The sequence below is a fragment of the Streptomyces venezuelae genome, assembly GCF_008642375.1.
In the GTDB taxonomy this organism is placed as follows: Bacteria; Actinomycetota; Actinomycetes; order Streptomycetales; family Streptomycetaceae; genus Streptomyces; species Streptomyces venezuelae_G.
This window is the reverse complement of record NZ_CP029194.1, coordinates 1,816,454-1,841,093: the sequence shown is the minus strand read 5'-3', so window position 1 is coordinate 1,841,093 and position 24,640 is coordinate 1,816,454. Positions and strand designations below refer to the sequence as shown.

Sequence of the window (24,640 nt, the reverse complement as noted above, 5' to 3'; positions counted from 1 at the left end):
GCTTCAGCGGATGTTAAGCGTGACCCTCCACTGTTGCGGCGGCCTCACGGCAAGGCGGTACCCACTGCGGGGATCGGCGTCCGCTATCGAAGGAGTACGTGTGACCAGAGTCGTTGTCACCGGTGGAGGAACAGGCATTGGCCGCGCCACGGCACGCCTCTTCGCTCGCGATGGTGCCGAGGTCGTCCTCGTCGGCCGCCGCCGTGACCTCCTTGAGAAGGCGGCGGCCGAGCTGGAACCCGCCTCGGTACGTGTCGTGGCCGCGGACCTGTCCGGACCGGACGGCGCGCGGCTCGTGCTCGACGCCCTCCCCGACGGATCCGTGGACGTGCTCGTGAACAACGCGGGTGGCGTGGACCGGGACAGGCCGGGAGGCCTGGACGGGTATGCCGACTCGTTCCGCCGTACCCTGGCTGCCAATCTGCTCTCCGCCGCCGTTCTCACCGAAGCCCTCTGGCCACGGCTCGCCCGTCCCGGAGCACGCGTGATCAGTATCGGATCGGTCGCGGCCCGCCGCGGGGGCGCCGACGGCTACACGGCCGCGAAGGCCGGCCTGATCGGCTGGTCCCAAGGGCTCGCCCGCAAGGGCGGCCCCGACGGGATCCTGGTGAACCTCGTGGCGCCGGGCTACGTCCAGGACACCGAGTTCTTCGGCCCCACCGGGCGTTCGGCGCGCCACGACGTCCTGGTCGCGGAGACCTTGCTGGGCCGGGCGGGCGTTCCCGACGACGTGGCCCCGCTCATCCACTTCCTGGCCTCACCGGGTGCCGGCTGGATCACCGGCCAGGTCTTCGACATCAACGGCGGAAGCGTCCTGGGAAGGTGACGGCGGGCATGCAGCGCAGACGGATTCTGTATCTCTTCCCCGATCGCAGCTCGGCTCTGCTCCGCGCTTACGAGGAGGGGGAGTTCTGGGTGGACTACCGCCTCGCCGCGGACCGGGCCGGTCTCGACTTCGACGTGGCCGCCCCCGACCACTTCGCCATCGCCCGAGGAAGGGTGTACTGGCGGGATGAACCGCTCTCCCCGAACCGGGACATCATCGTCTACGGCATCCGCACGGGCCCCACCCACGAGGTCGACCTGTGGGCGGGCCTCTCCCTGATGCGTTCCCTGCAGACCCTGGGCTTCTGGCTGCCGATCCCGCTGGACACCGGCATCCTTCTCAACGACAAGTACGCCACCCTCAACGCCTTCCAGGACTCACCGGTTCCGGTCGTGCCGACCATCCGCCTCGCTGCCGACCGCGACGTGCACCGGCTGCGGCACCTCAGCCTGGTGCCGAACGACTGGTACCCGGTCTTCGTCAAACCGCTTTCCTGGAGCGGCGGGCAGGGCTGTGTGGCCTGCCCCGACCGGGACAGCCTGGAGGCGGTACTCGGCCTCGCCGCCGGCAGCCGGACCGGGGTGGCCATCCAGCCCAGACTGCCCCAGGTGGCGGCCGACATCCGGGTGGTGAGCGTCGAGGGCACCGTCATCGCGATGTTCGACCGGATCCCCCGACAGGGGTCACACGTCGCCAACGTCAGTCGCGGAGCCGGCTACGCCGTGCGCACCGAGATCGACCCGCGCGTGCACGAGCTGGCCAAGCTCGCTTCGAACCGGCTGGGTGTCTCCTATCTCTGTATCGATCTGCTGCTCGCGGACGGCCAGCTGTGGCTGTCCGAGTTCGAAGCGGACGGGGCGGTGTCCCGGCTGCTCGCTCCGGCCGACCTGGTTCACCACGTGGTCGCTACACGCTTCGCCGCCTACGAGCGACGGCTGGACGCCTTCCTGGCCGGGCGTTGACCCCGGCCCTGGCCTCGTGCCCGAACGACCGTTCCGCCCGCTCCCTGCCCGAGAGAGGCACGCCCGTGACCAGTGCCGCCGCACGCGGATACCTCCGGCACACCCTGTCGCCCGACGACGGCCCGGCCCCCGTCGGCCTGCTGCTCGGCCCCGTCGAAGGCCGGGGAAAGGCGCTGGCCGCGGCCGGGCTCGATTCGGACGCCTGGCGTGCGGCCCGCCTCCGTTGGGTCGGCGAGGCCGACCGGATCACCCGCGCCATGACCTGGCTCGACACGAGCGCCGACCTCGCCGCGACGACCGTCGGGGTCAAGGACACCCTGGATGTGGGCGGGATGCCCACCACGTTGGGACACGCGAACCATCGCCACTACCCCGCCGTGGACGCCCTCGCCGTGGCCCGGATCCGCGCGCTCGGGCTGGTCGTCAACGGGAAGGCCTGTGCCACCGAACTGAACATCGGCGCTCCTGGTGATGTCCTCAACCCAGTCTTCCCGGACCTCTCCCCGGCAGGATCCAGCACCGGTTCAGCGGTCTCTGTCGCGGCCGGGATCTGCGACTACGCCCTCGCCACCGATGTACTCGGATCGGCCCGCTGGCCCGCCGCGAACTGCGGCGTCGTGGGGCTACGGACCACCTGGCGGCCAGAGCGGCTCGCGGGCGGCCTGCCGGTCTCGCCCACCCAGGACGCCCTGGGACTGATGGCCCGGACCGTCGGCGACCTGCGTCTGCTGTGGCGGCGCGGAGCGGTGGACGACGCCGGACCGGGCGGTACGGCGGCCGACGGGCAGGGCCACCGCACGACGCGGGTGGCGACGGTGGACAACACCGGTGGCTGCGCGCCCGGCCTGGCCGACGCCCAGGCCCGGGCCGTGGCGGCACTCGGCGAACTGGGCCTTCCGCACCTTGCGACGGAGCTGCCGGAAGAGTTGTGGCGGGCCCGTGCCGACGCCTGGGAACTGTGCGGCATCGATGTCGCCGAAGTGGTGGGCGAGGTCGAGAGCCGGCTCGCGCTGCGCATCTCACCGGTCGCCCGGGCCTCGCTCGCCCCGGAGCCGGAGCCTGGCCGCCGGGCGGAACTGCTTGCTTCCCAGCGTCGGTTCCGCCGCTCGCTGCTCGCGCATTTCGACCGTGAGGGGATCGACGTGCTGCTCATGCCGGTCAGCTCCACTCCTCCCAAGCGGGTGGTCGAACGCGCGGGGAAACCGACTCTGCCGAAGCCCGGGGACATCGACTACGCCGACCGGCTCGGCTACACGCCGATCGCCAGTTTCGCCGGGCTGCCCGCGCTGGTCCTGCCTGCCGCAGTCAGCGCCGACCACGGACCGCTCGCCGTCCAACTCGTCGGCCGTCCGGGAGAAGAGGCCCGGCTGCTCGATCTCGGCGCCGCCCTGGAGCGAGTCCTCGACACCCGTACGGAGCTCACTTCCCGCGTGGCACGCACCCTGCGGGAGGCGCGGTGACCCGCATCGGCCGGCTCGACCCCGAGCGGATCCGGGCGGAGACCGCTCGGCTCGCCACGCTCGGTGGCGCCCCCCAGGGCGGCGGCGAGAGCGGACCGGACCAGGTCGCCGCCGTGACGCGGGCACTGGCCGCTGGTGCCGGCGGTCAGGTCGTGGCCAGCGGCGGCACCACCGGACGGATCAAACTCACCACCATCGCACCCGACCAGGGCATCCCCCGCCTGGTGCGCAGCTGGCGGCCTCTCGGCCCCGGGGACGTCCTGCTCAACCTCTTCCGCCCCGGCCGGCTTTGGGGTGCCCACTACTTCTACAACACGCTCGCCACCCACTGCCGCGCGTCCGTGCTTCCCATGGGGCCTGTGTCCAGAAGAGAACTCACCGAGTGGGCAACGGTGTTCGAAGTGAGCGGAGTCAACGCCCTGGCCGGTGCGCCCAGCGTTCTCGCCGACTTCGCCGACGTCGTGAGGGAGACCGGCATCACGCTTCCCGTGTCGAAGGTGGTGTGGGCCGGTGAACCCCTCACCGAGGCACGGCGCCGCGCGGTCGAACTCGCCTTCCCCGGAGCACGGACGTGGGGGAACTACGGCTCCATCGAGACGTATGTGATCGCCACCAGCGGCCCCGACTGTGCCCCCGGCCTCGTGCATCTCCTTCCCGATCAGGAACTCGAGTACGACACCGAGCACACCTGGCTCAGCCGGACGGGGGACGGCTGGCCCGCACCCGCGATGCGCTACCGCCTGGGCGACCGGATCGATGCGGCGTCCGCCTGTCCGTGCGGAGGCGCTGACGCCTTCCGGGTGCTGGGTCGCACCGACGACCGGCTGAAGTTCTACAACACCATGGTCCGCCTCGGTGATCTGCTGGAGGTCGTACGCGGTGTGCCAGGCGTTGCCGACGCCCAACTACTTCTCGTCCCGGACCCGTCCGCCGCCTCCGCGCTGGGCGGCGTCGTCATCCGGTGGACCGCTCACGAGTCCGGCGCCGCGGGGCCGGCGCCGACCGGGTCCGACAGGGTGCGTGCCGAACTCCTCCGTCGCGTCTATGCCCTGGAAGTGATTGCCGCGCAACACCCGGACAGTGTCGCGGTCGAGTGGACGGACCTGCTCGACCGGAACGCCCGCACCGGCAAGGTGATCCCGTATCTGTGGCAGCGCACGCCCACACAGGCCACCCGATGACGGGTGCCGGAACGAGCCAATACCGAGCGAAGACGAGAAGGGACGGTGCCATGGAGCACGGCACGCCGGTCGAGAACCGGATCACCAGGGAGTTCCTTGACGAGAGTCGCGGGCCCACTCGCGCTGTCGCCACTACGGACCCGGCCTTCGACCGCACCCACGCCTGGCTGGGCCGTCCCGTCTTCGGCCGGCCCGCCTTCCTGGAAGCCGTCGAGGTCCGCTCCCTCGACCACGACCTCGGTGTGTTGCTGCGGCTGCTGTCGTCGCTCCCCGAGCGCCTCTACGGAGGTGACGTCGGCCGGATGGCCCGAGCCCTCGGTCTGCCACCGGCCCAGGCCAAGGCGGTCGCCCGCTGTGTGGTGCCCGGTCCAGCGGTACCGGTGGGGCGTGCCGATCTCCTGCGGGAGCAGGGACGGTTCCGTCTCGTGGAGTTCAACACCACCAGCTCGCTCGGCGGGTGCGAGATCGCCGAGATGAGCCGCGCGATGCTCGCCGACCCGGCACTCACGGACTTCGCCGATCGCCACGGCCTCGGCTACGCCGATCCCGTCGCCGGCATGGCGGCCTCCATGGACGCGGCCTGCCCGGACCGTACCGGCCTCCCCATCGCGGTCGTGAAGTGGCCCAACAGCCCCGAGACGGCCGACGATTTCGGGCACATGCGGCTCTTTCTCGAGCAGCTCGCCGAGCTCGGCCGCGAGGCGTTCCCCTGCCACATCGGGCAGCTCGACTATCGCGACGGCGTGCTCACCGCCCGCGGCCGACGTGTCGACCGGGTCTTCCGCACCTTCCAGTTGAGCCGACTCACCGACACGCCCGAGACGCAGGAGCTCGCCGGGCCGCTGCTGGACGCGGTCGCCGACGGCAACGCCGCACTGTTCACGCCGCTGCCCTCGGACCTGTACGGGATCAAGGACTGCCTCGCTCTGCTCAGCGACGACACGCGGCACGGTGACTTCACCGCCGAGGAGCAGGACGTCATCGACCGGCTGCTGCCCTGGACGCGTCCGCTCCGGCCAGGTCCCGTCACGTATCAGGACGGCCGGACCGAACTTCTTGGTCTGCTGTCCGCCCGACGCGAGAACCTGCTGCTCAAACCGAGCGCGGGGTTCGCCGGACAGGGCATCACGGCAGGCTGGATGGTCGGCCCCGACGAGTGGGAGCGTCGGATCTCGGACGCCCTACGGGGCGGCGTGCCGTACGTGGTGCAGGAGCGGGTGGTCGGCGACGCAGAACGGTTCGTGGACGACGACAAGCCCGACACGCTGGCCTCCACCCTGCTGAACTGGGGCGTCTTCCACACCGTTCGCGGATACAGCGGTGCCTTCGTCAAGGGCGTTCCGCGCGCCGCACAGGACTTCCGGTTCCTCGGCGACGGCTCTCATGTGGGCTGTGTCCTTCACCAGGTGGCCGCCCGTCCGCAGGAGGGAGGCCGATGACCGGGCCGGTCACCGGAGTCGTCGTGGACGCGTACACCACCGGCAACCTGCTGCCCGCGGCCTTCGCGGCCCACGGAGTGCGGCTGGTACACGTCCAGGCCGGAAGGACGGTCTCCACCGCGCTGCCCGGCCCGGACCTGGCCCGCTTCGCCGAGAACATCGTCCACGACGGGGTTGCCACCCTGGCACGCCTCCGTGCCCTCGCGCCCGGATTCGTCATCGCCGGTCAGGACTCCGGCGTGGCCCTCGCCGACCGGCTCAGCGAAGAACTCGGTCTGCCGACCAACGGAACCGCGCTTTCCGCTGCTCGTTGGGACAAGTACGTCATGGGGGAGCGGCTGCGAGCCCGCGGGCTGCACTGCGCCCGCCAGTTCCGCTCCGCCGACCCCGCCGACCTGATCCGCTGGCGCAAGGAATCAGGTCCGGACGCCGATCAGCCGGTGGTCGTCAAGCCGGTCGCGTCCGCCGGCACCGACCGGGTGCGCGTCTGCCGGACCGAAGCCGAGATCGAGGCCGCGGCGGCCACCGTCCTCGCCGGCCCGGACGTCTACGGGCGGCCCCCCGCCGAGGTCCTCGTCCAGTCCTACCTGGAGGGCACGGAGTACATCGTGGACACCGTCAGTCGCGACGGTGCCCACTTCTTCTGCGGGGTGTGGCGCTACCACAAGCGCCTGGTGGCCGGTCGCCCGGTCTACGACCGGGACACGCTGCTGGCCCCGGACGAGGAGCCGGTGCCTGCGCTCCTCGACTACGTCGGCACCGTCCTCGACGCGCTGGGGATCCGGCACGGCTCCGCACACGCGGAGGTCATCGTCACCCCGCGGGGCCCCGCTCTGGTGGAGATCGGGGCCCGGATGAACGGCAACATGAACCCAGGACTGCACCGGCTCTGCCTCGGCCACGACCAGGCCGCGCTCACGGCGCTGGCCTACCTCGCCCCCGAGGAGTTCCACGCGCGTTGGGCAGCCCGGGTCTACCGGCGACTCCGTCCCGCCGTGGTCTGCAACACGGCCACCGAACGATCCGGCGTCGTCACGCGGGTGGACACCGAGACCATACGCCGGATCGAGGGCCTCCCCTCGGTCCACGCGGTCGCCCCGAAGCTCGCTCCGGGGGACCGGATGCGCCCCACCACCGACCTGCTCTCCAGCCCACTGCGGGTCTTCCTCACTCACGAGGACAGCGCGGTCCTCGACAGGGACGTGCGGACCGTCCGCGCACTCGCCGACCGGGTGTACGAGATCGGTGACGTGGCCGGTGTCGGAGGGGTCGCGTGAGCCGGCCGGAGGTGACGGAGGACGCCACTTCCGGGAAGCCTCCCGAGGGCCCTCCCGAGCCGAGCCTGTGGCGACACCGAGACTTCGTCTCCTACTGGTTGGGGGAGAGCGCGGCGCGGGTCGGCGTCCAGGTGAGCGCGCTGGTTTTGCCGCTGCTCGCCGTCGTCGAACTGAATGCGACCTCCTCCCAGGCGGGCCTTCTCAACGGTGCCCAGTTCGTGCCGTACCTGCTGTTCACGCTGTTCGCCGGGGTGTGGGTGGACCGGCTGAGGCCACGGCCCTTCCTGATCGGCACCAACCTCGTGCGGGCGGTCCTGCTGACGCTCGTGCCCCTGCTCTTCTGGCTCGATACGCTCACGCTCGGTGTCCTGTACGTCGCGGGCTTCGCGATGGGTCTCCTCGCCGTCCTCTACGACCTGTCCTCCTCCGCCTACCTCCCCTCGCTCATCGGCAAGGACCGACTCGCCGAAGGCAACAGCCGGATCCAGGGCAGCGGTTCGGTGGCCCGCATCGCGGGTCCGGGCCTCGGTGGGGTACTGGTCCAGCTGGCCTCGTTGCCGGTCACGATGGTCGTGGGGGCCGCGATCCACCTGCTCTCCGCGCTCGCGCTGGTCGCCGTGCGGACACGCGAGGACCGGCCGGCCACCGCCGGAAAACCGATGCTGAGGGAGATCGCGGGCTCACTGCGGTTCGTCGCCCGAAACCCCTACCTGCGAGTCTCGGCCTTCCGGGCGGGCTTCAACAACCTGTTCTTCATGGCCATGCAGACCTTGTTGCCCCTCTTCGTCGTCCGGGAACTCGGCCGGCCCAGCGGCACGTTGGGGCTGGTGCTGGCCACAGGGGCAGTCGGCTCCCTGATCGGCGCGGTCCTTGCAGTCAAGGTGGCGCGCCGCCATGGGCCGGGACGCGCCATCGTCGTCGGCTTCGGTCTCGGCTCGCTCTCCCAGGCACTCGTCCCACTGGCGGGTGGGCCCACCGCGCTCGTCCTCGCCGTGCTGCTGGGTTCCTTCCTGCTGGGCGGTATCGGCACCACCATCGGCAACATCCACCTCTCCACCCTCACCCAGACCGTCACCCCTTCCCGAATGCTCGGCCGCACCAACGCGGCTCTGCGCTTCCTCACCTGGGGGACCATGCCCGTGGGCGCACTGATGGGTGGCTGGCTCGGTGACCTGATCGGCCTGCGCGCGGCTCTCCTTGTCACCGCGGTGGGCTTCACGATCTCCCTGCTCCTGGTGGCCTTCTCGCCGGTGGGCAGGCTCAAGGAGCTCCCCCCGGAGGCCGAGTGGACGGAGTGAGCCGCCGCTGCCCCGAGGCTGCTGTATCAAGTCAAGCTGCTCGAGGGAGATCGTCAACGGTGATCTTCCGTGCGGGCCGATCTCCTCGTTCGGGAGGCTGTGTGCGAGACGCTCGGCTTCCGTGTGCTCGGAGACCGACGTCCCGACCATGGGCAGGACGGTGGAGAGGGGGCGGACGTGTGGCTCCGCTCAGAACCCAGTGTCACTGTCTGCCATCTGTTGGGGGGCGGCGAGGGGCGACCGGCGAGATGTTGAGCAGGAAGCAGGATGGGGACGAAGCCGCAGACGCAGGAGCTGTGTCGTCAGCCGATTCTCCCCGGATTCTCCCCAGCGCCTACAGGAGGGTAAAAGTCCTGGTCAGGGGCTTGCTGGAGGCAGGTGGACGAGATCACCCGCATCACTTCCCCCCAGGGACTCCTCGGAGCCCGGATTGGGCGCTCGTGTGGGAGGTGCAGACGCAAACCATGCACGCTGCTCGACCGGAGTCGGCCGACTCTAGAGCCAATCCCGTCGCTTGAAAATCACGTACAAACTGACGCAGACCATCCCCATCAAGCCGACCGCGAAGGGGTATCCGAGGCTCCAACCCAACTCAGGCATGGACTCGAAGTTCATACCGTAGATAGTTCCAACGAGTGTGGGTGCAAAGAGAATGGCCGCCCAGGCTGAGATCTTCTTGATCTCCTCGTTCTGCTCGAAGCCGGCTTCCGCCAACGCGCGCATCTCGGCGTTCTGTTGTTGGGTGACCAGGGTCGCGTTGACCGTGAGGATGTCCGTGAGGGCCTGACGGAAGCCGTCCACGCGTTCGCTGGTGTGGGTGACGTGGTCGGCGACGTCGCGGAGGTAGCGCTGGAGTTCCTCGTCCGTGCCGTACTTGGCGAAGCCCGCCATCAGGCCGTGGAGCATGCCCACCAAGGGGCGGGTGGCGCGCTGGAACTCGACCATTTCCCGGGAGAGTTCGTAGATGCGGCGGGAGACCGCCGGGTCGCCGCCGAAGACCTCCGTCTCGATCTCGTCGATGTCGTTCTGGACGCCCGCCACCACCGGGGCGTAGCCGTCGACCACCGCGTCGAGGATCGCGTACAGGACCGCTTCCGGGCCGAGAGCGAGGAGGTCCGGGTTCCCCTCCATGCGGTGGCGGACCGTGGAGAGGTCCGGGGCCGCGCCGTGGCGGACCGTGATCAGGAAGTCCGGGCCCACGAAGATGTGGAGCTCGCCGAACTCGACCTCCTCCTGGGCGTCGAGATAGCGGGCGGCGCGCAGGACCACGAAGAGGGTGTCGCCGTACCGCTCCAGCTTGGGGCGCTGGTGGGCCTCCAGGGCGTCCTCCACCGCCAGCTCGTGCAGGTCGAACTCCGCGGCCAGGGAGTGGAGTTCAGCCTCCGTCGGGCGTTGCAGGCCGATCCATGCCATGCCGTCGGGGTGCTCGCGCAGCTGACGGAACGTGTCCGCGAGCGTGGCGGGGGAGGAGACCCGTCGGCCGTCGCGGTAGAGGCTCGCCTGCACCACGCCCGGCCGGTCGGTGGAGTGCGGCGTCGACGCGGGCTCGGGTTCCGGTTCCGGATGGCGGCGCCAGGCCGCGCGGGGACGACGTTCGGGCACCGGATCTTTCGCCTTTCGGGTGGGGACGGGCGGGCAGTGTGGGGCTTTGCGTATGGTATCTGGCAGTTTGTGGTTGGTGCTGTGGCTCGTGATGCTTTCCGGCATCGACTTTCCCCGCGGCCTTTTCCCGCGGCTTCCCTTCGACTTCCCGCTCCTTGCGGACCGAATCTGTCCGCAAGGAGCAGTAGCGTCCTCGTATGGCCTCCACGACGAAGCACCCGGTCCTCAGCCGCCGCGCCCTGAACCGCGCCACCCTCGACCGTCAGCTCCTCCTCCGCCGCGCCCCGCTCGGTGTCGAGGACGCCGTGGCCCATCTCCTCGGCCTCCAGGCGCAGAACACCAAGCCCCCGTACTACGCGCTCGCCGCCCGCCTCGACGGGTTCCGGCCCGAGCAGCTGTCCGACCTCATGGAGTCCCGCGCCGTCGCCCGCATCGTCACCATGCGCTCCACCGTCCACACCCACACGGCCCAGGACGCCGTCGCCCTGCGCCGGCTCGTGCAGCCGGGGGCCATCGACCGGGAGCTCGCCATCTTCGTCGCCCGCAAGGGCCTCGACGGTGTCGATCTGGAGCGGCTCGCCGCGCTCTCCCGCGAGCTCGTCGAGGAACGGCCCCGCACCCCCAAGCAGCTCCGCGAGGAGCTTCTCAAGGAGTGGCCCCACGCCGACCCGCAGTCCCTGTCCCTCGCCGCCCGCTGCCTCCTCCCGCTCGTCCAGGTCACCCCGCGCGGTCTGTGGGGGCGTGGTGGGCAGGTCGCCCTCACCACCACCGACGTGTGGTTCGGGGACGCGGTCCCGAAGGTGAGCGAGGCGACCAAGGGGAGGAAGGCAGCGAGCAAGGAGGCGGGAAGTGCGGAAAGTGCGGAGAGCGCGGAATGCGCGGAGAGCGTCGACCGTGACGCCGCCGTGCTGCGTTATCTCCGCGCCTTCGGGCCCGCCTCCGTCAAGGACATGCAGACCTGGTGCGGTCTGACCCGCCTCGGCGAGGCCTTCGAGCGCCTCCGGCCCCGGCTCCTCGTCTTCCAGGACGAGCGCGGCACCGAGCTCTTCGACCTCCCCGACGCGCCCCGCCCCGACGAGGACACCCCCGCCCCGCCCCGGTTCCTGCCCGAGTTCGACAACCTGCTCCTGTCGCACGCCGACCGCACCCGGGTCGTCACCCCCGAGATCCGCTCCCGCACCTGGCAGGGCAACCGTGCCTTCTCCGTCTTCCTCCTCGACGGCCTCCTCGCGGGGCTCTGGCACCTCGACGAGGCCAAGGACGGCGCCACCACCCTCACCGTCGAGCCCTTCGCGCCCGTGACGCGGGCCCAGCGCGCCGAGCTCGCCGCCGAGGCCGAGCGGACCCTCCGGATCATGACGCCGCCGGGCACCTCGTGCGACATCGTCCACCAGGAGCCGAGCGAGAAGCCCGCGTGACGCCCCGCATGACGCCCCGCATGACCGCGCGGGAGGTCGAGGCCGTCCTCGCCGGGGCCGGCTGGGTCCCGGGCCGGGACATCGGCGCCCGGCTGCCCGCGCTGCTCGGGTTCGTGACCGACCGGTTCGCCGCGGAGGGCCATCCGGTCGAACCGTTCCCCGCCGCCCGGGACTTCGTCCGGGAGTTCGGCGGGCTGCGCCTGGAGATCCCCGGTACGCCCGCGGACGCCGTCGGCTTCACCCCGCACTGGATCTACGAGGACAGCGCCGAGGACGTCGCCGAGCTCGCCGGGAACCTCGGGCAGAGGCTCTTCCCCGTCGGGTACGAGACCTTCGACGGGTCCATGCTCCTCATCGACGAGACCGGGCGCTTCTTCCTCCTGCACCACACCGGTCCCTACTTCCTGGGGGAGAGCGCGCACGAGGCCGTCAGCTGTCTGCTGCGCGGGCCGCAGCGGGAGGCCCGGGACCACTACCGCTGATCCGGGCCCTGCTCGTGGCTCACGGCAGTACGCCTGCCCGGCGGGCCGCCACGACCGCCTCCAGGCGGGTGTGCGCCCCGAGCTTCCGCATCGCCGAGCGCAGATAGCCCTTCACCGTCTCCGGCCGCAGCCCGAGCCGCTGCGCCGCCGCCGCGTTCGTCGCCCCCGAGGCCACCGCCGCCAGGACGTCCGTCTCGCGCGGCGTCAGCGACACCACCGGCACGGGCTGCCCCGAGGCCGGCGCCGCCGCCGTGCCGGAGGCCGCCTCCAGGCGTCCGCACACCACGAGCAGCCGCTCCCGCAGCTCCGCGTCCGGCACCCGGGGAGCCAGCGCGCGCAGCTCCCCGTACGCCTGCCGCACCTCCTCCCAGGACGGCACCGAGGGCGGCGGGGCCGGCAGCCGCTGGACCTCGTCCCGCACCGCGAGCGCCTGCTCCACGTCCCGGGCCGCCGCCACCGCCGCGTCGAAGACCCGCTCGCCGATCGGCAGCGCGTCGCGCAGTGCCCCGTACAGCACCCCGCGCACCTTCCGGCGGACCACGACCGGCACGGCGATCACGGACCGCAGCCCCTCCGCGGAGACCGGCGCGTCGTACTCGTGCGTGATGTGCCGGGCCGAGGGGTAGTCGGTCACCGCGCACGGCCGCGACAGGGCCAGGCACTTGCCCCCGAGCCCCGAGCCGGCCGTGATCGCGAGCCCGCGCAGCGCCGGGGTCACCGCCCCGCTCAGCTCGGCGATCCGCAGCGCGCGGCCGTCCTGGAGCAGCCCCCCGAAAACCACCGGGAGACCGGTGGTGCGGCGCAGCCGCAGCAGCGCGCCGCGCAGCTCCACCGATTCGCCGTGCTCGCGCACCGTTCTCTCCCGGTTGTCCGTTGTATGGCCGGCTGGTTCACCCCCGAACGGGGGTAGTGAGACCTGGGTCACCGATTACACGATGTCCGGGACCGGTCCCGCAACGAGGAGGACACATGACGGCAGCGAGCGCGACCAGCGCGACGGAGAGGTTCCGGGCCGCCCGGGACTTCCTGCTCCACCATCGCGAGGACTACGACACGGCGTACGAGGGCTTCGCCTGGCCCCGGCCCGACCGTTTCAACTGGGCGCTCGAATGGTTCGACGTCATCGCCGCCGGCAACGACAGAACCGCCCTGCACATCGTCGAGGAGGACGGCTCCGAGACGAAGCTGAGCTTCGCCGAGATGTCCGCCCGCTCGAACCGCGTCGCGAACTGGCTGCGCGCCCAGGGCGTCCGCGCCGGGGACCGGATCATCGTCATGCTCGGCAACCAGGCCGAGCTGTGGGAGACCATGCTCGCCGCGATGAAGCTGCGCGCCGTCGTCATCCCCGCCACCCCCCTCCTCGGCCCCGCCGACCTCCGCGACCGCGTCGAGCGGGGCCGCGCCCGTCATGTTCTCGTGCGCGCCGAGGACACCGCCAAGTTCGACGAGGTCCCCGGCGACTACACCCGGATCGCGATCGGCGGCGACGGCGTGACGTGGCTCGGTTACGAGCACGCCGCCCAGGAGTCGGCCGACTTCGAGCCCGACGGCGTGACCTTCGCCGGGGACACGCTGATGCTGTACTTCACCTCCGGGACGACGGCCCGGCCGAAGCTCGTCGAGCAGACCCACACCTCGTACCCGGTCGGCCACCTCTCGACGATGTACTGGATCGGCCTCAAGCCCGGGGACGTCCACCTCAACATCTCCTCGCCCGGCTGGGCCAAGCACGCCTGGTCCAACCTCTTCGCGCCGTGGAACGCGGAGGCGACCGTCTTCATCCACAACTACACGCGCTTCGACCCGGCCCGGCTGATGAGCGAGATGGACCGGCACGGCGTCACCAGCTTCTGCGCCCCGCCGACCGTGTGGCGGATGCTGATCCAGGCCGACCTCGGGCAGCTGAAGACCCCGCCGCGCGAGGTCGTCGCCGCCGGCGAGCCCCTCAATCCCGAGGTCATCGAGTCGGTGCGGCGCGCCTGGGGCGTCACCATCCGGGACGGCTTCGGCCAGACGGAGACCGCCGTGCAGGTCTCCAACAGCCCCGGTCAGCGTCTCAAGGAGGGCTCCATGGGCCGCCCGAGCCCCGGCTTCCGCGTCACGCTCGTCGATCCGGTGACCGGCCGGGCGGACGTGGAGGAGGGCGAGATCTGCCTCGACCTGTCCGTCAACCCGGTGGGACTCATGACCGGTTACCACGGGGACCCGGAGCGTACGGCCGAGGCGATGGAGGGCGGCTACTACCGCACCGGCGACATCGGGTCACGGGACGCGGACGGGTACATCACGTACATCGGGCGCGCCGACGACGTCTTCAAGGCCTCCGACTACAAGATCAGCCCTTTCGAGCTGGAGAGCGCCCTCCTGGAGCACGAGGCCGTCGCCGAGGCGGCCGTCGTCCCCGCCCCGGACCCGCTGCGGCTCGCCGTTCCCAAGGCGTACGTCGTCCTCGCGGCGGGCTGGGAGCCGGGAGCGGAGACCGCGAAGGCCCTCTTCGCCCACTCGCGCGCCGTCCTCGCCCCGTACAAGCGGATCCGGCGCATCGAGTTCGCCGAGCTGCCCAAGACCGTCTCCGGCAAGATCCGCCGGGTCGAACTGCGCCGGCTCACCGCCGAGGGCGGCGGCAAGGAGTACGTGGAAGGGGACCTCGGATGACGGCGACGGCTGAACTCTCCTACGCCCACGGGGTGTCCGGCAGCGCCCTCCTCGGCGACACCGTCGGCGCCAACCTCGACCGGGCCGTCGCCGCCTGGCCCGACCGGGAGGCGCTCGTCGACGTCCCCAGTGGCCGACGCTGGACCTACGCCCAATTCGGCGCCGACGTCGACCGGTTGGCCGGGGCGCTGCTCGGCAGCGGCGTCCGGAAGGGTGACCGGGTGGGGATCTGGGCGGTGAACTGCGCCGAGTGGGTCCTCGTCCAGTACGCCACCGCCCGCATCGGTGCGGTCATGGTCACCATCAACCCCGCCTACCGTTCACATGAGTTGGCGTACGTGCTCAACCAGGCGGGCATCTCCCTGCTCTTCGCCTCGCTCGCCCACAAGACGAGCGACTACCGGGCCATGGTCGAGGAAGTGCGGGAGGAGTGCCCCGGGTTGAGGGAGGTCGTGCACTTCGGCGACCCGACCTGGGACACGCTCCTCGCCCGCACGGCGGGAGACCTGCGACCCGAGCCACTCTCCTGCGACGAACCGGTCAACATCCAGTACACCTCGGGGACCACCGGCTTCCCGAAGGGAGCCACCCTCTCCCACCACAACATCCTCAACAACGGTTACTTCGTCGGGGAGATGATCGCCTACAGCGAGCAGGACCGGATCTGCATCCCCGTGCCCTTCTATCACTGTTTCGGCATGGTGATGGCCAATCTTGCCGCCACCTCGCACGGCGCCTGCATGGTGATCCCCGCGCCGTCCTTCGAGCCCGCGGCCACCCTCAGGGCCGTGCAGGAGGAGCGCTGCACCTCGCTGTACGGGGTGCCGACGATGTTCATCGCCGAGCTGGGCCTCCCCGACTTCGCGACGTACGACCTCTCCTCCCTCCGCACCGGGATCATGGCCGGCTCGCCGTGCCCGGTGGAGGTGATGAAGCGGGTCGTCGCCGAGATGAACATGGCGGAGGTGTCGATCTGTTACGGCATGACCGAGACCTCGCCCGTCTCCACCCAGACCCGGCGCGACGACGACCTGGAGCGCCGTACCGGCACCGTCGGCCGGGTCCTGCCGCACGTCGAGGTCAAGATCGTCGACCCGGCGACCGGGCTCACCGTGGAGCGCGGCACGGCGGGGGAGCTGTGCACCCGGGGCTACAGCGTGATGCTCGGCTACTGGGACGAGCCGGAGAAGACCGCCGAGGTGATCGACGCGGGCCGCTGGATGCACACCGGAGACCTGGCGGTGATGCGGGACGACGGCTACGTCCAGATCGTCGGCCGCATCAAGGACATGATCATCCGGGGCGGGGAGAACGTGTACCCGCGAGAGATCGAGGAGTTCCTCTACGGGCACGCCAAGATCGCCGACGTCCAGGTCGTCGGCGTGCCCGACGCGCGGTACGGCGAGGAGATCCTGGCCTGTGTGATCCCCCGCGACCCGGCCGACCCGCCGGGCCTGGAGGAGATCACCGCCTTCTGCCGCGACCGGCTCGCCCACTACAAGATCCCGCGCAGGGTGGAGATCCTCGGCGAGTTCCCCATGACGGTCAGCGGCAAGGTGCGGAAGGTGGAGCTGCGGGAGCGGTACGGGAACGGGTGAACGAGCCCCGTGATCCGCCGTGATCCGCTGAGGCCTGCTGAGGTCCGCTGACGTCCGCAGACGTCAGCGGACGGGCCCGCGTCAGCAGACCTCCCGACGCATGCACACCCGGGGCCAGACCGAGAGGCCGTGGGCCGCCTCCGCGCGGCTGATCGCGCGCAGCCCCTCCGTGAGCTCCGGATCGGATTCGGCGAGCGGGCGGAAGCCGAGCCGGGTGTAGTACGGGGCGTTCCACGGGACTTCGGTGAACGTCGTCAGGGTGAGGGCCGTCAGGCCCTGCTCCCTGGCGGCCGCCGCCAGGTGCTCGATCAGCTCCCGTCCGACGCCCCGGCGGGCGGCGTCCGGGTGCACCGACACCTGCTCGATGTGGGCGGAGCCGTCGACCGTGTCGGCCAGCAGATAGGCGACCGGACGGTCGGCGGTGTCCACCGCCACCCAGGCCCGGCCCTCGCGGCGGTACGCCTCCAGAACGTCCAGGGGCAGCGGGTCGTCGTCGGCGATCGCCGCCATGCCGAGAGAACGGAACGGCTCGCCCGCCGCCCGTTCGATGTCCTGGAGCAGCGGGAGTTCGGCCGGAGCGGCCGCTCTGATGCGCATACGACAGTATGGCGCGAGGTCAGCGAGCGGTGCGGCCCGTCCCCCCGCCCGGCTCCGGGGACGGCCGGTTCTCGTCCGCCTCGCCCGGGCGGTCGAGCAGCCCGCCGTCCCGGGAGAAGCGGGGCAGGAACATCGCGAGCGCGGGATCCCCGTACAGCGCCACGTACAGCTGGACGAGGCGTCCGTCCGTCACCTCACGACGGTGGGCGGGCAGCGGATGCCGCTCCCGCAGGCCGTCGAGCAGGTCCCGGGCGGCCGGTGTGGCCGGCCGCAGGCGCAGCAGCAGCGCCGTGGCCGCGAGGACGGGCGGCACGGCGACGGCCGCGACGAGGCCGGCACCGCCGGGCCCGCTCTCGTACCCACCGCCGTGTCCGTGGCGCGCCCACGTGACGAGCAGCCCGGCGCCGACCGTCAGCGGTACGCAGGCGAGCAGGACGCGGGCGGCCCGCAGCCGGGCGGGCGGCCGCAGCAGCCCGGCCCGGCCGAGCTCGCCGCGCAGGGCGTCCACGGCCCGGCGCGCCTCGGGCCGCAGGGCGAGCGCCCGCAGCGCCAGGGCCCGGTGCAGCGACCCGTGGACCCCGAGCTGTACGGGGTCACGGGTCCGGCCCGGCCCTCCGTTGGCCCGAATCGTACGTTTGCGGCCCGCGGCGACCGCCCCGCGCTGGTGCAGGGCCACGAGCGCGACCGTGACGGCCGCCCGGCGCCCTCCGCGCAGCAGCGCGAGCGCCTGCGGCGGCGGCTCGGCGTCCGCGGGCCACGCCCCGCTTTCCTGGCTGCGGGTTCGCAACAGCACGGCGGCGAGCACCAGTTCCGTGCAGGCCACCCCGATGAACCACCACATCGCCGTCGTCATTGACGCCACCCCCGAGAGTGTTGTGCCCGGGGGAGCGTGATCGTCACGCGTGAATGGCCGGTTTCGGATGACGATCGGACAGCGAGGCGCCCTGGGCGGGCGCCGTGGCCTCGGCGGGGGTGTCAGGCGCCGGTGGCGGCCAGTTCGTCGGCGGCGTGGTTGACGGGCTGCGGGGTGCCCGTCAGGTCCAGGACGAAGAGCGGGAGGCCTATCTCGGCGGCGCGCTCGCGCGCCTCCGGGGTGTAGCCGGCCAGCGAGAAGAACACGCTCACGCTCGTGGCGGGGGTGCTCAGACCGTTGAGCCAGAGGCATTCGACGGCCCGCAGCCCGGCGGGCCGGGTGCTCGGGTCCACCTGGGCGACAAGGCCAGGAGCCCGCAGGTCCACCCCGGAGACGGGGCGGTCCTCGGGCTGGACCACGTCCCGGAAGCCGAGCCAGCGGAGGTACCCGGCGGCAGCGGCCACCGCGTCCCTCGCGGTCCGGATCGTCACCGGCCGGAAGGCGCCCCGCGCCGGCGCCGGGCGCGGGGCCGTGGGCGGCAGCGGGATGTGCGCGGGGTACCGCTCGGCGAAGGTGCGGTGCGCGCCGCGGGCCCCGGGCGGGACGTCCCGGCCACCGGGGGTGCGGTCGTCGCGCCCGGCGGGGCCCGTACCGAACCACTCCGAGCCGGGCTCGACCGCCCGCGGCCTGACCGGGCCGCCGGGCCCGCGCGTACCGATCCCGTCGGCGCCGAGGCCATCCGGGCTCAGCCCGTCCGCGCCGAGCCCGTCCGTGCCCAGCCCGTCGGCGCCGAGGCCGTCCGTGCCCAGCCCGTCGGCGCCGAGGCCGTCCGTGCCCAGCCCGTCGGCGCCGAGTCCGTCCGCACCGAGTCCGGCCGTCCCGAGCCCGTCCGTGCTCAGCGCGTCCGTGCCGGGGCGGAAGGGCGCCGTTTCCGGCCGGGCGCCGCCGAAGGTGCCACCGGCGGCCGTCGGGGGCGTGAGTCCGGGACCACCCGGGTCACGGGGTGCCGCGCCGTGGCCGCCCCGCGGGTCGGCCCCCGGGGACGTACCGGAGGGCGACGCACCGGACGACGGCCCGCCCGGGGAAGGCGGGGTCAGAGAGCCCTGAGGGCTCTGAGGAGCATGCGGAGCTTGTGGGACCTGTGGGGCGGAAGGCGGGGCAGGGGGCCACGTCGGGGTGTGCCCCGGGCTCCCCGCCGCTCGCGGTTCCTCCGTCCCGCCGGCTGCGCCGGGCTCCGTGCCGATCTCCGCGCCCACCGGTCGGACCGGGACCCGGAGGACCGTGCCGCAGGCGCAGCCGAGCTCCGGGTGGGGCCAGTCGTCCTCGCGGCCGCAGGCGCCGCAGCGCACGGTGACCCACTCGTCCGTCCAGTTGCGGTGCGTGATCGGTTCCGCCGTCGCGCCCGCCGTCACCGGCGGCGCGACCGGGCTTCCGCACGCGCAGGGGAAGACAGGCGCCGCGTACGCCTGCGTCCGCTGGCACTCCGGGCAGCGCACCGGTACCGACTCAGCCACAACCCCTACCCCCTGTCGTTCGGTCCCATCGTCCACCCATCGGCCACCTCGGGGGAGGAGTTCGGCCACTTCGCTGATCCCGCGCTGCGGACTTCTCTTGACGGCTCTCCGCGAGCCGACCTACATTGCTTCCGTATAGCAGAACAGTATTTCCGCATTACGGAAACAGGCCTCCCGGGCTCACCGAGCAGCCGGGTGCGCCACCTTCCGACCGGCCGAAGCAGGAGCACTCCCATGCCTCGTATGACCGCCGCCGCAGCGGCCGTTGAGATCCTCAAGCGCGAAGGCGTCACCAACGCGTTCGGCGTGCCCGGCGCGGCGATCAACCCCTTCTACCGCGAGCTCAAGAACGTCGGTGGCGTCAGCCACACGCTGGCTCGTCACGTCGAGGGCGCGTCCCACATGGCCGAGGGCTACACGCGTGCCAAGGCCGGCAACATCGGCGTCTGCATCGGCACCTCGGGCCCGGCCGGCACCGACATGATCACCGGCCTGTACTCGGCCATCGCGGACTCGATCCCGATCCTCTGCATCACCGGCCAGGCCCCGGTCTCGAAGCTCCACAAGGAGGACTTCCAGGCTGTCGACATCGCCTCGATCGCCAAGCCGGTCACCAAGGCCGCCACGACCGTCCTGGAGGCCGCGCAGGTCCCCGGCGTCTTCCAGCAGGCCTTCCACCTGATGCGCTCCGGCCGTCCCGGCCCGGTCCTCATCGACCTGCCGATCGACGTCCAGCTGGCCGAGATCGAGTTCGACCCGGAGACCTACGAGCCCCTGCCGGTCTACAAGCCGCAGGCCAGCCGTGCCCAGGCCGCGAAGGCGCTGAGCTTCCTCCTGGAGTCCGAGCGCCCGCTGATCGTCGCGGGCGGCGGCATCATCAACGCCGACGCCACCGACCTCCTCGTCGAGTTCGCCGAGCTCACCAACATCCCGGTCATCTCCACCCTCATGGGCTGGGGCACCATCCCGGACGACCACGAGCTCGCCGCCGGCATGGTCGGCGTCCAGACCGCGCACCGCTACGGCAACGCGACCTTCCTGGAGTCGGACTTCGTCCTCGGCATCGGCAACCGCTGGGCCAACCGTCACACCGGCTACAACCTGGACGCGTACACCAAGGGCCGGAAGTTCGTCCACGTCGACATCGAGCCCACCCAGCTCGGCAAGATCTTCGCCCCGGACTACGGCATCGCCTCCGACGCCAAGGTCGCGCTGGAGCTCTTCATCGAGATCGCCAAGGAGCTGAAGGCCGAGGGCAAGCTGCCCGACTTCTCCGCCTGGGCCGCCTCCGCGCAGGAGCGCAAGGCCACCCTCCAGCGCCGCACGAACTTCGACAACATCCCGATCAAGCCCCAGCGCGTCTACGAGGAGATGAACAAGGCCTTCGGCCCGGAGACCCGCTACGTCACCACCATCGGCCTCTCCCAGATCGCGGCCGCGCAGTTCCTGCACGTCTACAAGCCGCGCCACTGGATCAACTGCGGCCAGGCCGGCCCGCTCGGCTGGACCATCCCGGCCGCCATCGGCGCCGCCACCGCCGACCCGGAGACCCCGGTCGTCGCCCTCTCCGGCGACTACGACTTCCAGTTCATGATCGAGGAGCTGGCGGTCGCCGCCCAGCACAAGGTCCCCTACGTCCACGTCCTCGTGAACAACGCCTACCTCGGCCTGATCCGCCAGGCGCAGGGTGGTCTGGGCATCAACTTCGAGGTCAACCTCGAGTTCGAGAACATCAACACCCCGGAGATCGGCGTCTACGGCGTCGACCACGTCAAGGTCGCCGAGGGCCTGGGCGTCAAGGCCATCCGCGTCACCGACCCGGACAAGCTGGGCGAGGCGCTGGAGGAGGCCAAGAAGCTGGCCGTCGAGTACCAGGTCCCGGTCGTCGTCGAGGCCATCCTGGAGCGCATCACCAACATCGCGATGAGCAAGACGGTCGACATGAGCGACGTCACCGAGTTCGAGGAGCTCGCGACCGAGCCCGGCCACGCGCCGACCGCGATCAAGGCCCTCAAGGTCTGATCGTCCCCCTCGCCAGAGGGACCGACCCCCGCCCCGAGGAGCACCGGGGCGGGGGTCTCCCGCGTCTCAGCGCTGTGCCCGTACGAGTACCGCGCCCGCGTCCGTCCACTCGTACAGCACCGAGCGGCCCGCCCGCCCCCGCCGTACGAGTCCGGCGTCGAGCAGCACCTTCAGATGCCGGCCCACCGAGCCGAGGCCCTGCCCGGTCAGCGCCACCAACTGGCTGGTGGACAAAGGCGATCCGAGGCGTACGAGCACGCCGGCCCGCGCCGGTCCGAGCAGCGTGCCGAGCGCCTCGGGCACGACGGGTCCCGCCGTGTCGGCCAGAACTCCCGCGCAGGGATAGACGATCGCGCTCCGCTCCGTCCCCTCCCATGACACCCAGCCGGTCACCGGCGTCACCGGGACGAGCAGCAGCCGCCCCTTGACGATCGAACGCACCGGATAGTCACGGGTGTTGACCTGGAGCCGCCCGTCGCCGAGCCAGCGCATCTTGCCCGGGCACAGCTCGTCGAGCGCCGCCGCCCAGCCGTCCCGGCTCAGGCGGGCCGTCCGCGCCGTCACGTCGGCCTCCAGGATCCGCCGCCGCCGCGCCCACTCCGGCAGCACCGTCTCCCGCCACACCCAGCCGAGCACCCCCGCGAGCCGCTCCGGCAGGTCGCGCGCCGAGCGCAGCGGCTCCGGCACCGGTCCGCCGATCGCCACCGCCAACTGGTCGACGGCATCGGCCGGTTCGGTCGCGAGGACCGCCTCGACCTCCTCCTCGAAGGTCCGCTCGCGGTCGCCCAGCGGAGTGGGGGTGAGGAAGTCCGCGTTCCAGGTGGGCCCGATGGCGGCCCGCACGAGCCGCGCGTCGAGCGGTTCGGCCGCGAGCCGCTCGCGGTAGGCGGGCAGATGCCGGTCGAGCCAGGCCCGCTCGCCCGGGTGCGTCGACGACCCGGCGTGCAGCTTCTTGAGCGAGGCGACCGTCTCGGCGAGCGGCGAGAACACGAACGCGCTCCCCGCCAGGGTGTCCGTGCCGATCTGCCACCAGCCCATGTTTCGCCTCCCCGCGAAACAATACCGGCGGTCGAGGGGCTCACCGAGACTCCCCGCATGCCCCGCTACCGCGACCTGTTCCGCACCCCCGAGTTCACCCCGCTCTTCCTCACCGGATCCGCCCAGATCGCCGCCCAGACGGTGGCCGGGCTCGGGCTCGCCACGCTCGTCTTCCGCGCGACCGGCTCCCCGCTCCTCTCCGCCCTGGCGCTCTTCGGGCCCTCGCTCGCCCAGCTGCTCGGCGCCACCACCCTGCTCTCGGCCGCCGACCGGCTGCCGCCGCGCGCCGCGCTCGCCGGGATCGCGCTCTTCTTCGCCCTGGGCACCGCCGTCCTCGCGGTCCCCGGGCTGCCGACCTGGGCGCTCTTCGGGATCCTCCTCGCCGAAGGGCTCGCTGCCTCGCTCGGCGGAGGCGTGCGCCACGGGCTCCTGAACGAGATCCTCGCCCGCGAGGACTACCTCCTCGGGCGCTCGGTCATGAACATGGCCTCCGGCATCTGGCAGATCGTCGGCTTCGCCACCGGCGGCGTCCTGGTCACCCTGCTCTCGCCGCGCGGCACGGTCCTCGTCGGCGCCGGCCTCTACCTCGCCGCCGCGCTCCTGTCCCGCCTCGGCCTCGGGGAGCGGCCGCCCCGCGCCGCCGGCCGGGCCTCGGTCGCCGAGACCTGGCGCACCAACCGGCGGCTGCTCTCCTCGCCCGCCCGCCTCCGCTGCTACCTCGCCCTGTGGGTGCCGAACGGTCTGGTCGTCGGCTGCGAGTCGCTCTTCGTGCCGTACGCCCCCGAGCGCGCCGGGCTCCTCTTCGCCTGCGGCGCGCTCGGGATGCTGGCCGGGGACGTGGCGGTCGGCCGCTTCGTGGCGGCACGGCTGCGCGGCCGGATCCGCTTCCCGCTCCAGGCGCTGCTCGCGGCCCCGTTCCTGCTCTTCGCCCTCGACCCCGGGCTGCCGGTCGTGCTCGTGCTCGTGACCGTCTCGGCCGTCGGGTTCGGGGCGAGCCTGCTGCACCAGGAACGGCTGATGGCCCTGGTGCCGGCCGAGCTGGGCGGTCACGCGCTCGGGCTGCACACCTCCGGGATGCTCGCGCTCCAGGGGCTGAGCGCGTCTCTCGCGGGCACCCTCGCCCAGTTCACGTCACCGCGCACGGGGATGGTGCTGCTCGCCCTCGCCTCGCTCACCGTGACCCTGGCGCTCGCCCGGGCCGACCGGAGGGCCGACCGGACCGCCGACGGCCCGGCACTCCCTACCGAGGCGCCGTCGAGCGCATCACGACCGTCTGCTCGCACGGGCCGTCGGCGAACAGCTTGAGCGCCTCCATCTCGTCCTTGTCGACGGAGAGGCCCCAGCGCAGCTTGGTGCTCACCCACTCGCCGACGTAGCGGCAGTAGCGGGAGTCCTCGGCGGGCACCCACTCGGCGGGGTCGCGCCCGGCCTTCTCCTTCTGGCTGCGGGCGGTGACGGCGACGAGCGTCGCGGCGGCACCCTGGTCGTTGGCGTACTGCTCGCGCCGGGCGGCCGTCCAGCCGGAGGCCCCCGACTGCCAGGCCTCCTCCAGCGCGACGACGTGGTCGACGCGGAGCGAGGCCGGGTCGGTGACGCTCTGGCCGTCGTAGTACGAGGTCCACCGGCCGCCGGTCAGTGCGCAGTCCTTCCCGGGCTTCGGGGCGTCCTCCGCCTCGGCGATGAGGACCTCGGAGCGGGTGTCGCAGCCGTCCGCCGCGTCGAGCCCCTGGTTCCAGTGGCGGAACGCCGACTCCTTGTAGCCGTCCGGGTCCTCGGAGGCCTCGGTGAGTTCGGCGAGCGCGTCGGGGAAGAGGATGACGCCCGCGGAGAGCGCGGGGGAGGGGACGGCGAGCGGGGACAGGATCAGGGCGAGCGGTGCGAGACCGCGCATCAGGTTCTTGATCATGTACCAGTGGATAGCGCCGGTGGCGGGGCGCACGGGGTGAGAATCGCGGTGCGCTCCTCCGAGCGGGTGTGGATCTTCACCGCAGAAACGATGCGCTGGGCGCCCGTATGCCCGCGCATACGAAGAAGAGCGTGGAACCAGGGACCGTAAACCTGGTTCCACGCTCTCCCGTTGTACCCGTCCGACGGCACGAGGCTGGCGCGACAGGACGTTCGCGCCGCCGGACGGAGTCTGTGGGTGCACCTGCTTCCGGGGTCGGCGGACGGAGTCCGACGCAGCCGCCCGAAGCCTGCGGCGCAGTGCGAGGGCGGCGTCGGGAGTGGGACGTTCGCGCCGCCGGACGGAGTCTGTGGGGCCCCTGGGGGAAGGGGCTGGGCGATAGGACCGCGGCGGCGGCGACGGGCGTGCCGGCTGTCCTCTTCCTTCAGGTCAAGAAGAGGGCCCGACGCCCTTACCACCGCACTGGCTCGACGCCGCCGCGGTCCTCACGCTTGTCCGGTCCGCCGACCACC

Annotated in this window: 20 protein-coding genes; 13 read left to right on the top strand and 7 right to left on the bottom strand. The window is 72.0% G+C overall.

Going from position 1 to position 24,640, the window contains the following annotated elements; genetic code table 11:
- Positions 1-100: 100 nt before the first annotated feature.
- The 7 genes from DEJ46_RS08160 to DEJ46_RS08130 all read left to right on the top strand — a co-directional run bounded on the left by DEJ46_RS08160 (position 101) and on the right by DEJ46_RS08130 (position 8,443).
- Entirely contained in the window at positions 101-826 is a 726-nt protein-coding gene (locus DEJ46_RS08160; RefSeq protein WP_150264876.1) for an SDR family NAD(P)-dependent oxidoreductase, read from the top strand.
- An 8-nt stretch (positions 827-834) separates the two neighbouring features.
- Positions 835-1,788: a RimK family alpha-L-glutamate ligase gene (locus DEJ46_RS08155; RefSeq protein ID WP_150264875.1), complete on the top strand. Its 954-nt coding sequence runs from the start codon at positions 835-837 to the stop codon at positions 1,786-1,788.
- A 65-nt stretch (positions 1,789-1,853) separates the two neighbouring features.
- Positions 1,854-3,248 carry an amidase family protein gene (locus DEJ46_RS08150; protein WP_150264874.1) on the top strand — a complete coding sequence of 465 codons (1,395 nt, stop codon included), beginning with the start codon at positions 1,854-1,856 and terminating at the stop codon, positions 3,246-3,248.
- Positions 3,245-4,429, top strand: a complete 1,185-nt coding sequence (locus tag DEJ46_RS08145) for a hypothetical protein (RefSeq protein ID WP_150264873.1) — start codon at positions 3,245-3,247, stop codon at positions 4,427-4,429. Before DEJ46_RS08150 ends, DEJ46_RS08145 begins: the two co-directional genes overlap by 4 nt.
- Positions 4,430-4,479: 50 nt before the next feature.
- Positions 4,480-5,868, top strand: coding sequence for a hypothetical protein (locus DEJ46_RS08140; RefSeq protein ID WP_150264872.1), 1,389 nt, complete (start codon positions 4,480-4,482; stop codon positions 5,866-5,868).
- On the top strand, positions 5,865-7,145 hold the full coding sequence (locus tag DEJ46_RS08135) for an ATP-grasp domain-containing protein (RefSeq protein WP_150264871.1): 1,281 nt from the start codon (positions 5,865-5,867) through the stop codon (positions 7,143-7,145). Before DEJ46_RS08140 ends, DEJ46_RS08135 begins: the two co-directional genes overlap by 4 nt.
- Positions 7,142-8,443 carry an MFS transporter gene (locus DEJ46_RS08130; RefSeq protein WP_150264870.1) on the top strand — a complete coding sequence of 434 codons (1,302 nt, stop codon included), beginning with the start codon at positions 7,142-7,144 and terminating at the stop codon, positions 8,441-8,443. The genes DEJ46_RS08135 and DEJ46_RS08130 overlap by 4 nt, the downstream gene beginning before the upstream one ends.
- Positions 8,444-8,938: 495 nt before the next feature.
- Here the strand turns inward: DEJ46_RS08130 and DEJ46_RS08125 are convergent, their stop codons facing one another.
- A complete protein-coding gene (locus DEJ46_RS08125; protein ID WP_150264869.1) occupies positions 8,939-10,045 on the bottom strand; it encodes a magnesium and cobalt transport protein CorA in 1,107 nt (368 codons plus the stop codon).
- 197 nt (positions 10,046-10,242) lie between these two features.
- On the opposite strand from DEJ46_RS08125, the gene DEJ46_RS08120 reads away from it, so the two are divergent.
- Positions 10,243-11,463, top strand: a complete 1,221-nt coding sequence (locus tag DEJ46_RS08120; RefSeq protein ID WP_150264868.1) for a winged helix DNA-binding domain-containing protein — start codon at positions 10,243-10,245, stop codon at positions 11,461-11,463.
- Positions 11,460-11,945 (top strand): SUKH-3 domain-containing protein, encoded by a 486-nt coding sequence (locus DEJ46_RS08115; protein WP_223834561.1) that lies wholly within the window; start codon positions 11,460-11,462, stop codon positions 11,943-11,945. Before DEJ46_RS08120 ends, DEJ46_RS08115 begins: the two co-directional genes overlap by 4 nt.
- A gap of 19 nt (positions 11,946-11,964) precedes the next feature.
- On the opposite strand, the gene DEJ46_RS08110 is transcribed toward DEJ46_RS08115, so the two are convergent.
- The gene (locus DEJ46_RS08110) at positions 11,965-12,798 is read right to left on the bottom strand and encodes a helix-turn-helix transcriptional regulator (protein ID WP_150264867.1); all 834 of its coding nucleotides are present in this window, start codon (positions 12,796-12,798) and stop codon (positions 11,965-11,967) included.
- Between the two features lie 116 nt (positions 12,799-12,914).
- Between DEJ46_RS08110 and DEJ46_RS08105 the strand changes: the two genes are divergently transcribed.
- Positions 12,915-14,600 carry an AMP-binding protein gene (locus DEJ46_RS08105; RefSeq protein ID WP_150264866.1) on the top strand — a complete coding sequence of 562 codons (1,686 nt, stop codon included), beginning with the start codon at positions 12,915-12,917 and terminating at the stop codon, positions 14,598-14,600.
- Positions 14,597-16,198 (top strand): AMP-binding protein, encoded by a 1,602-nt coding sequence (locus tag DEJ46_RS08100; protein WP_150264865.1) that lies wholly within the window; start codon positions 14,597-14,599, stop codon positions 16,196-16,198. Before DEJ46_RS08105 ends, DEJ46_RS08100 begins: the two co-directional genes overlap by 4 nt.
- An 81-nt stretch (positions 16,199-16,279) precedes the next feature.
- Here DEJ46_RS08100 and DEJ46_RS08095 read toward each other — a convergent pair whose 3' ends face one another.
- From DEJ46_RS08095 to DEJ46_RS40880, 3 genes are all read right to left on the bottom strand, one after another.
- Positions 16,280-16,795: a GNAT family N-acetyltransferase gene (locus DEJ46_RS08095; protein WP_150264864.1), complete on the bottom strand. Its 516-nt coding sequence runs from the start codon at positions 16,793-16,795 to the stop codon at positions 16,280-16,282.
- A gap of 19 nt (positions 16,796-16,814) precedes the next feature.
- Complete coding sequence (locus DEJ46_RS08090; protein ID WP_223834560.1) at positions 16,815-17,648, bottom strand: TIGR04222 domain-containing membrane protein; 834 nt, start codon at positions 17,646-17,648, stop codon at positions 16,815-16,817.
- 122 nt (positions 17,649-17,770) lie between these two features.
- Positions 17,771-19,162, bottom strand: a complete 1,392-nt coding sequence (locus tag DEJ46_RS40880; protein ID WP_411757730.1) for a hypothetical protein — start codon at positions 19,160-19,162, stop codon at positions 17,771-17,773.
- Positions 19,163-19,396: 234 nt separating this feature from the next.
- Between DEJ46_RS40880 and gcl the strand changes: the two genes are divergently transcribed.
- Complete coding sequence (gene gcl / locus DEJ46_RS08075; protein ID WP_223834559.1) at positions 19,397-21,184, top strand: glyoxylate carboligase; 1,788 nt, start codon at positions 19,397-19,399, stop codon at positions 21,182-21,184.
- A 66-nt stretch (positions 21,185-21,250) separates the two neighbouring features.
- Here gcl and DEJ46_RS08070 read toward each other — a convergent pair whose 3' ends face one another.
- Positions 21,251-22,222, bottom strand: coding sequence for an ArsR/SmtB family transcription factor (locus tag DEJ46_RS08070; protein WP_150264863.1), 972 nt, complete (start codon positions 22,220-22,222; stop codon positions 21,251-21,253).
- 57 nt (positions 22,223-22,279) lie between these two features.
- On the opposite strand from DEJ46_RS08070, the gene DEJ46_RS08065 reads away from it, so the two are divergent.
- Entirely contained in the window at positions 22,280-23,527 is a 1,248-nt protein-coding gene (locus DEJ46_RS08065) for an MFS transporter (RefSeq protein WP_150264862.1), read from the top strand.
- On the opposite strand, the gene DEJ46_RS08060 is transcribed toward DEJ46_RS08065, so the two are convergent.
- Complete coding sequence (locus tag DEJ46_RS08060; protein WP_150264861.1) at positions 23,463-24,128, bottom strand: HNH endonuclease; 666 nt, start codon at positions 24,126-24,128, stop codon at positions 23,463-23,465. The genes DEJ46_RS08065 and DEJ46_RS08060 overlap by 65 nt on opposite strands.
- Between the last annotated feature and the right edge of the window lie 512 nt (positions 24,129-24,640).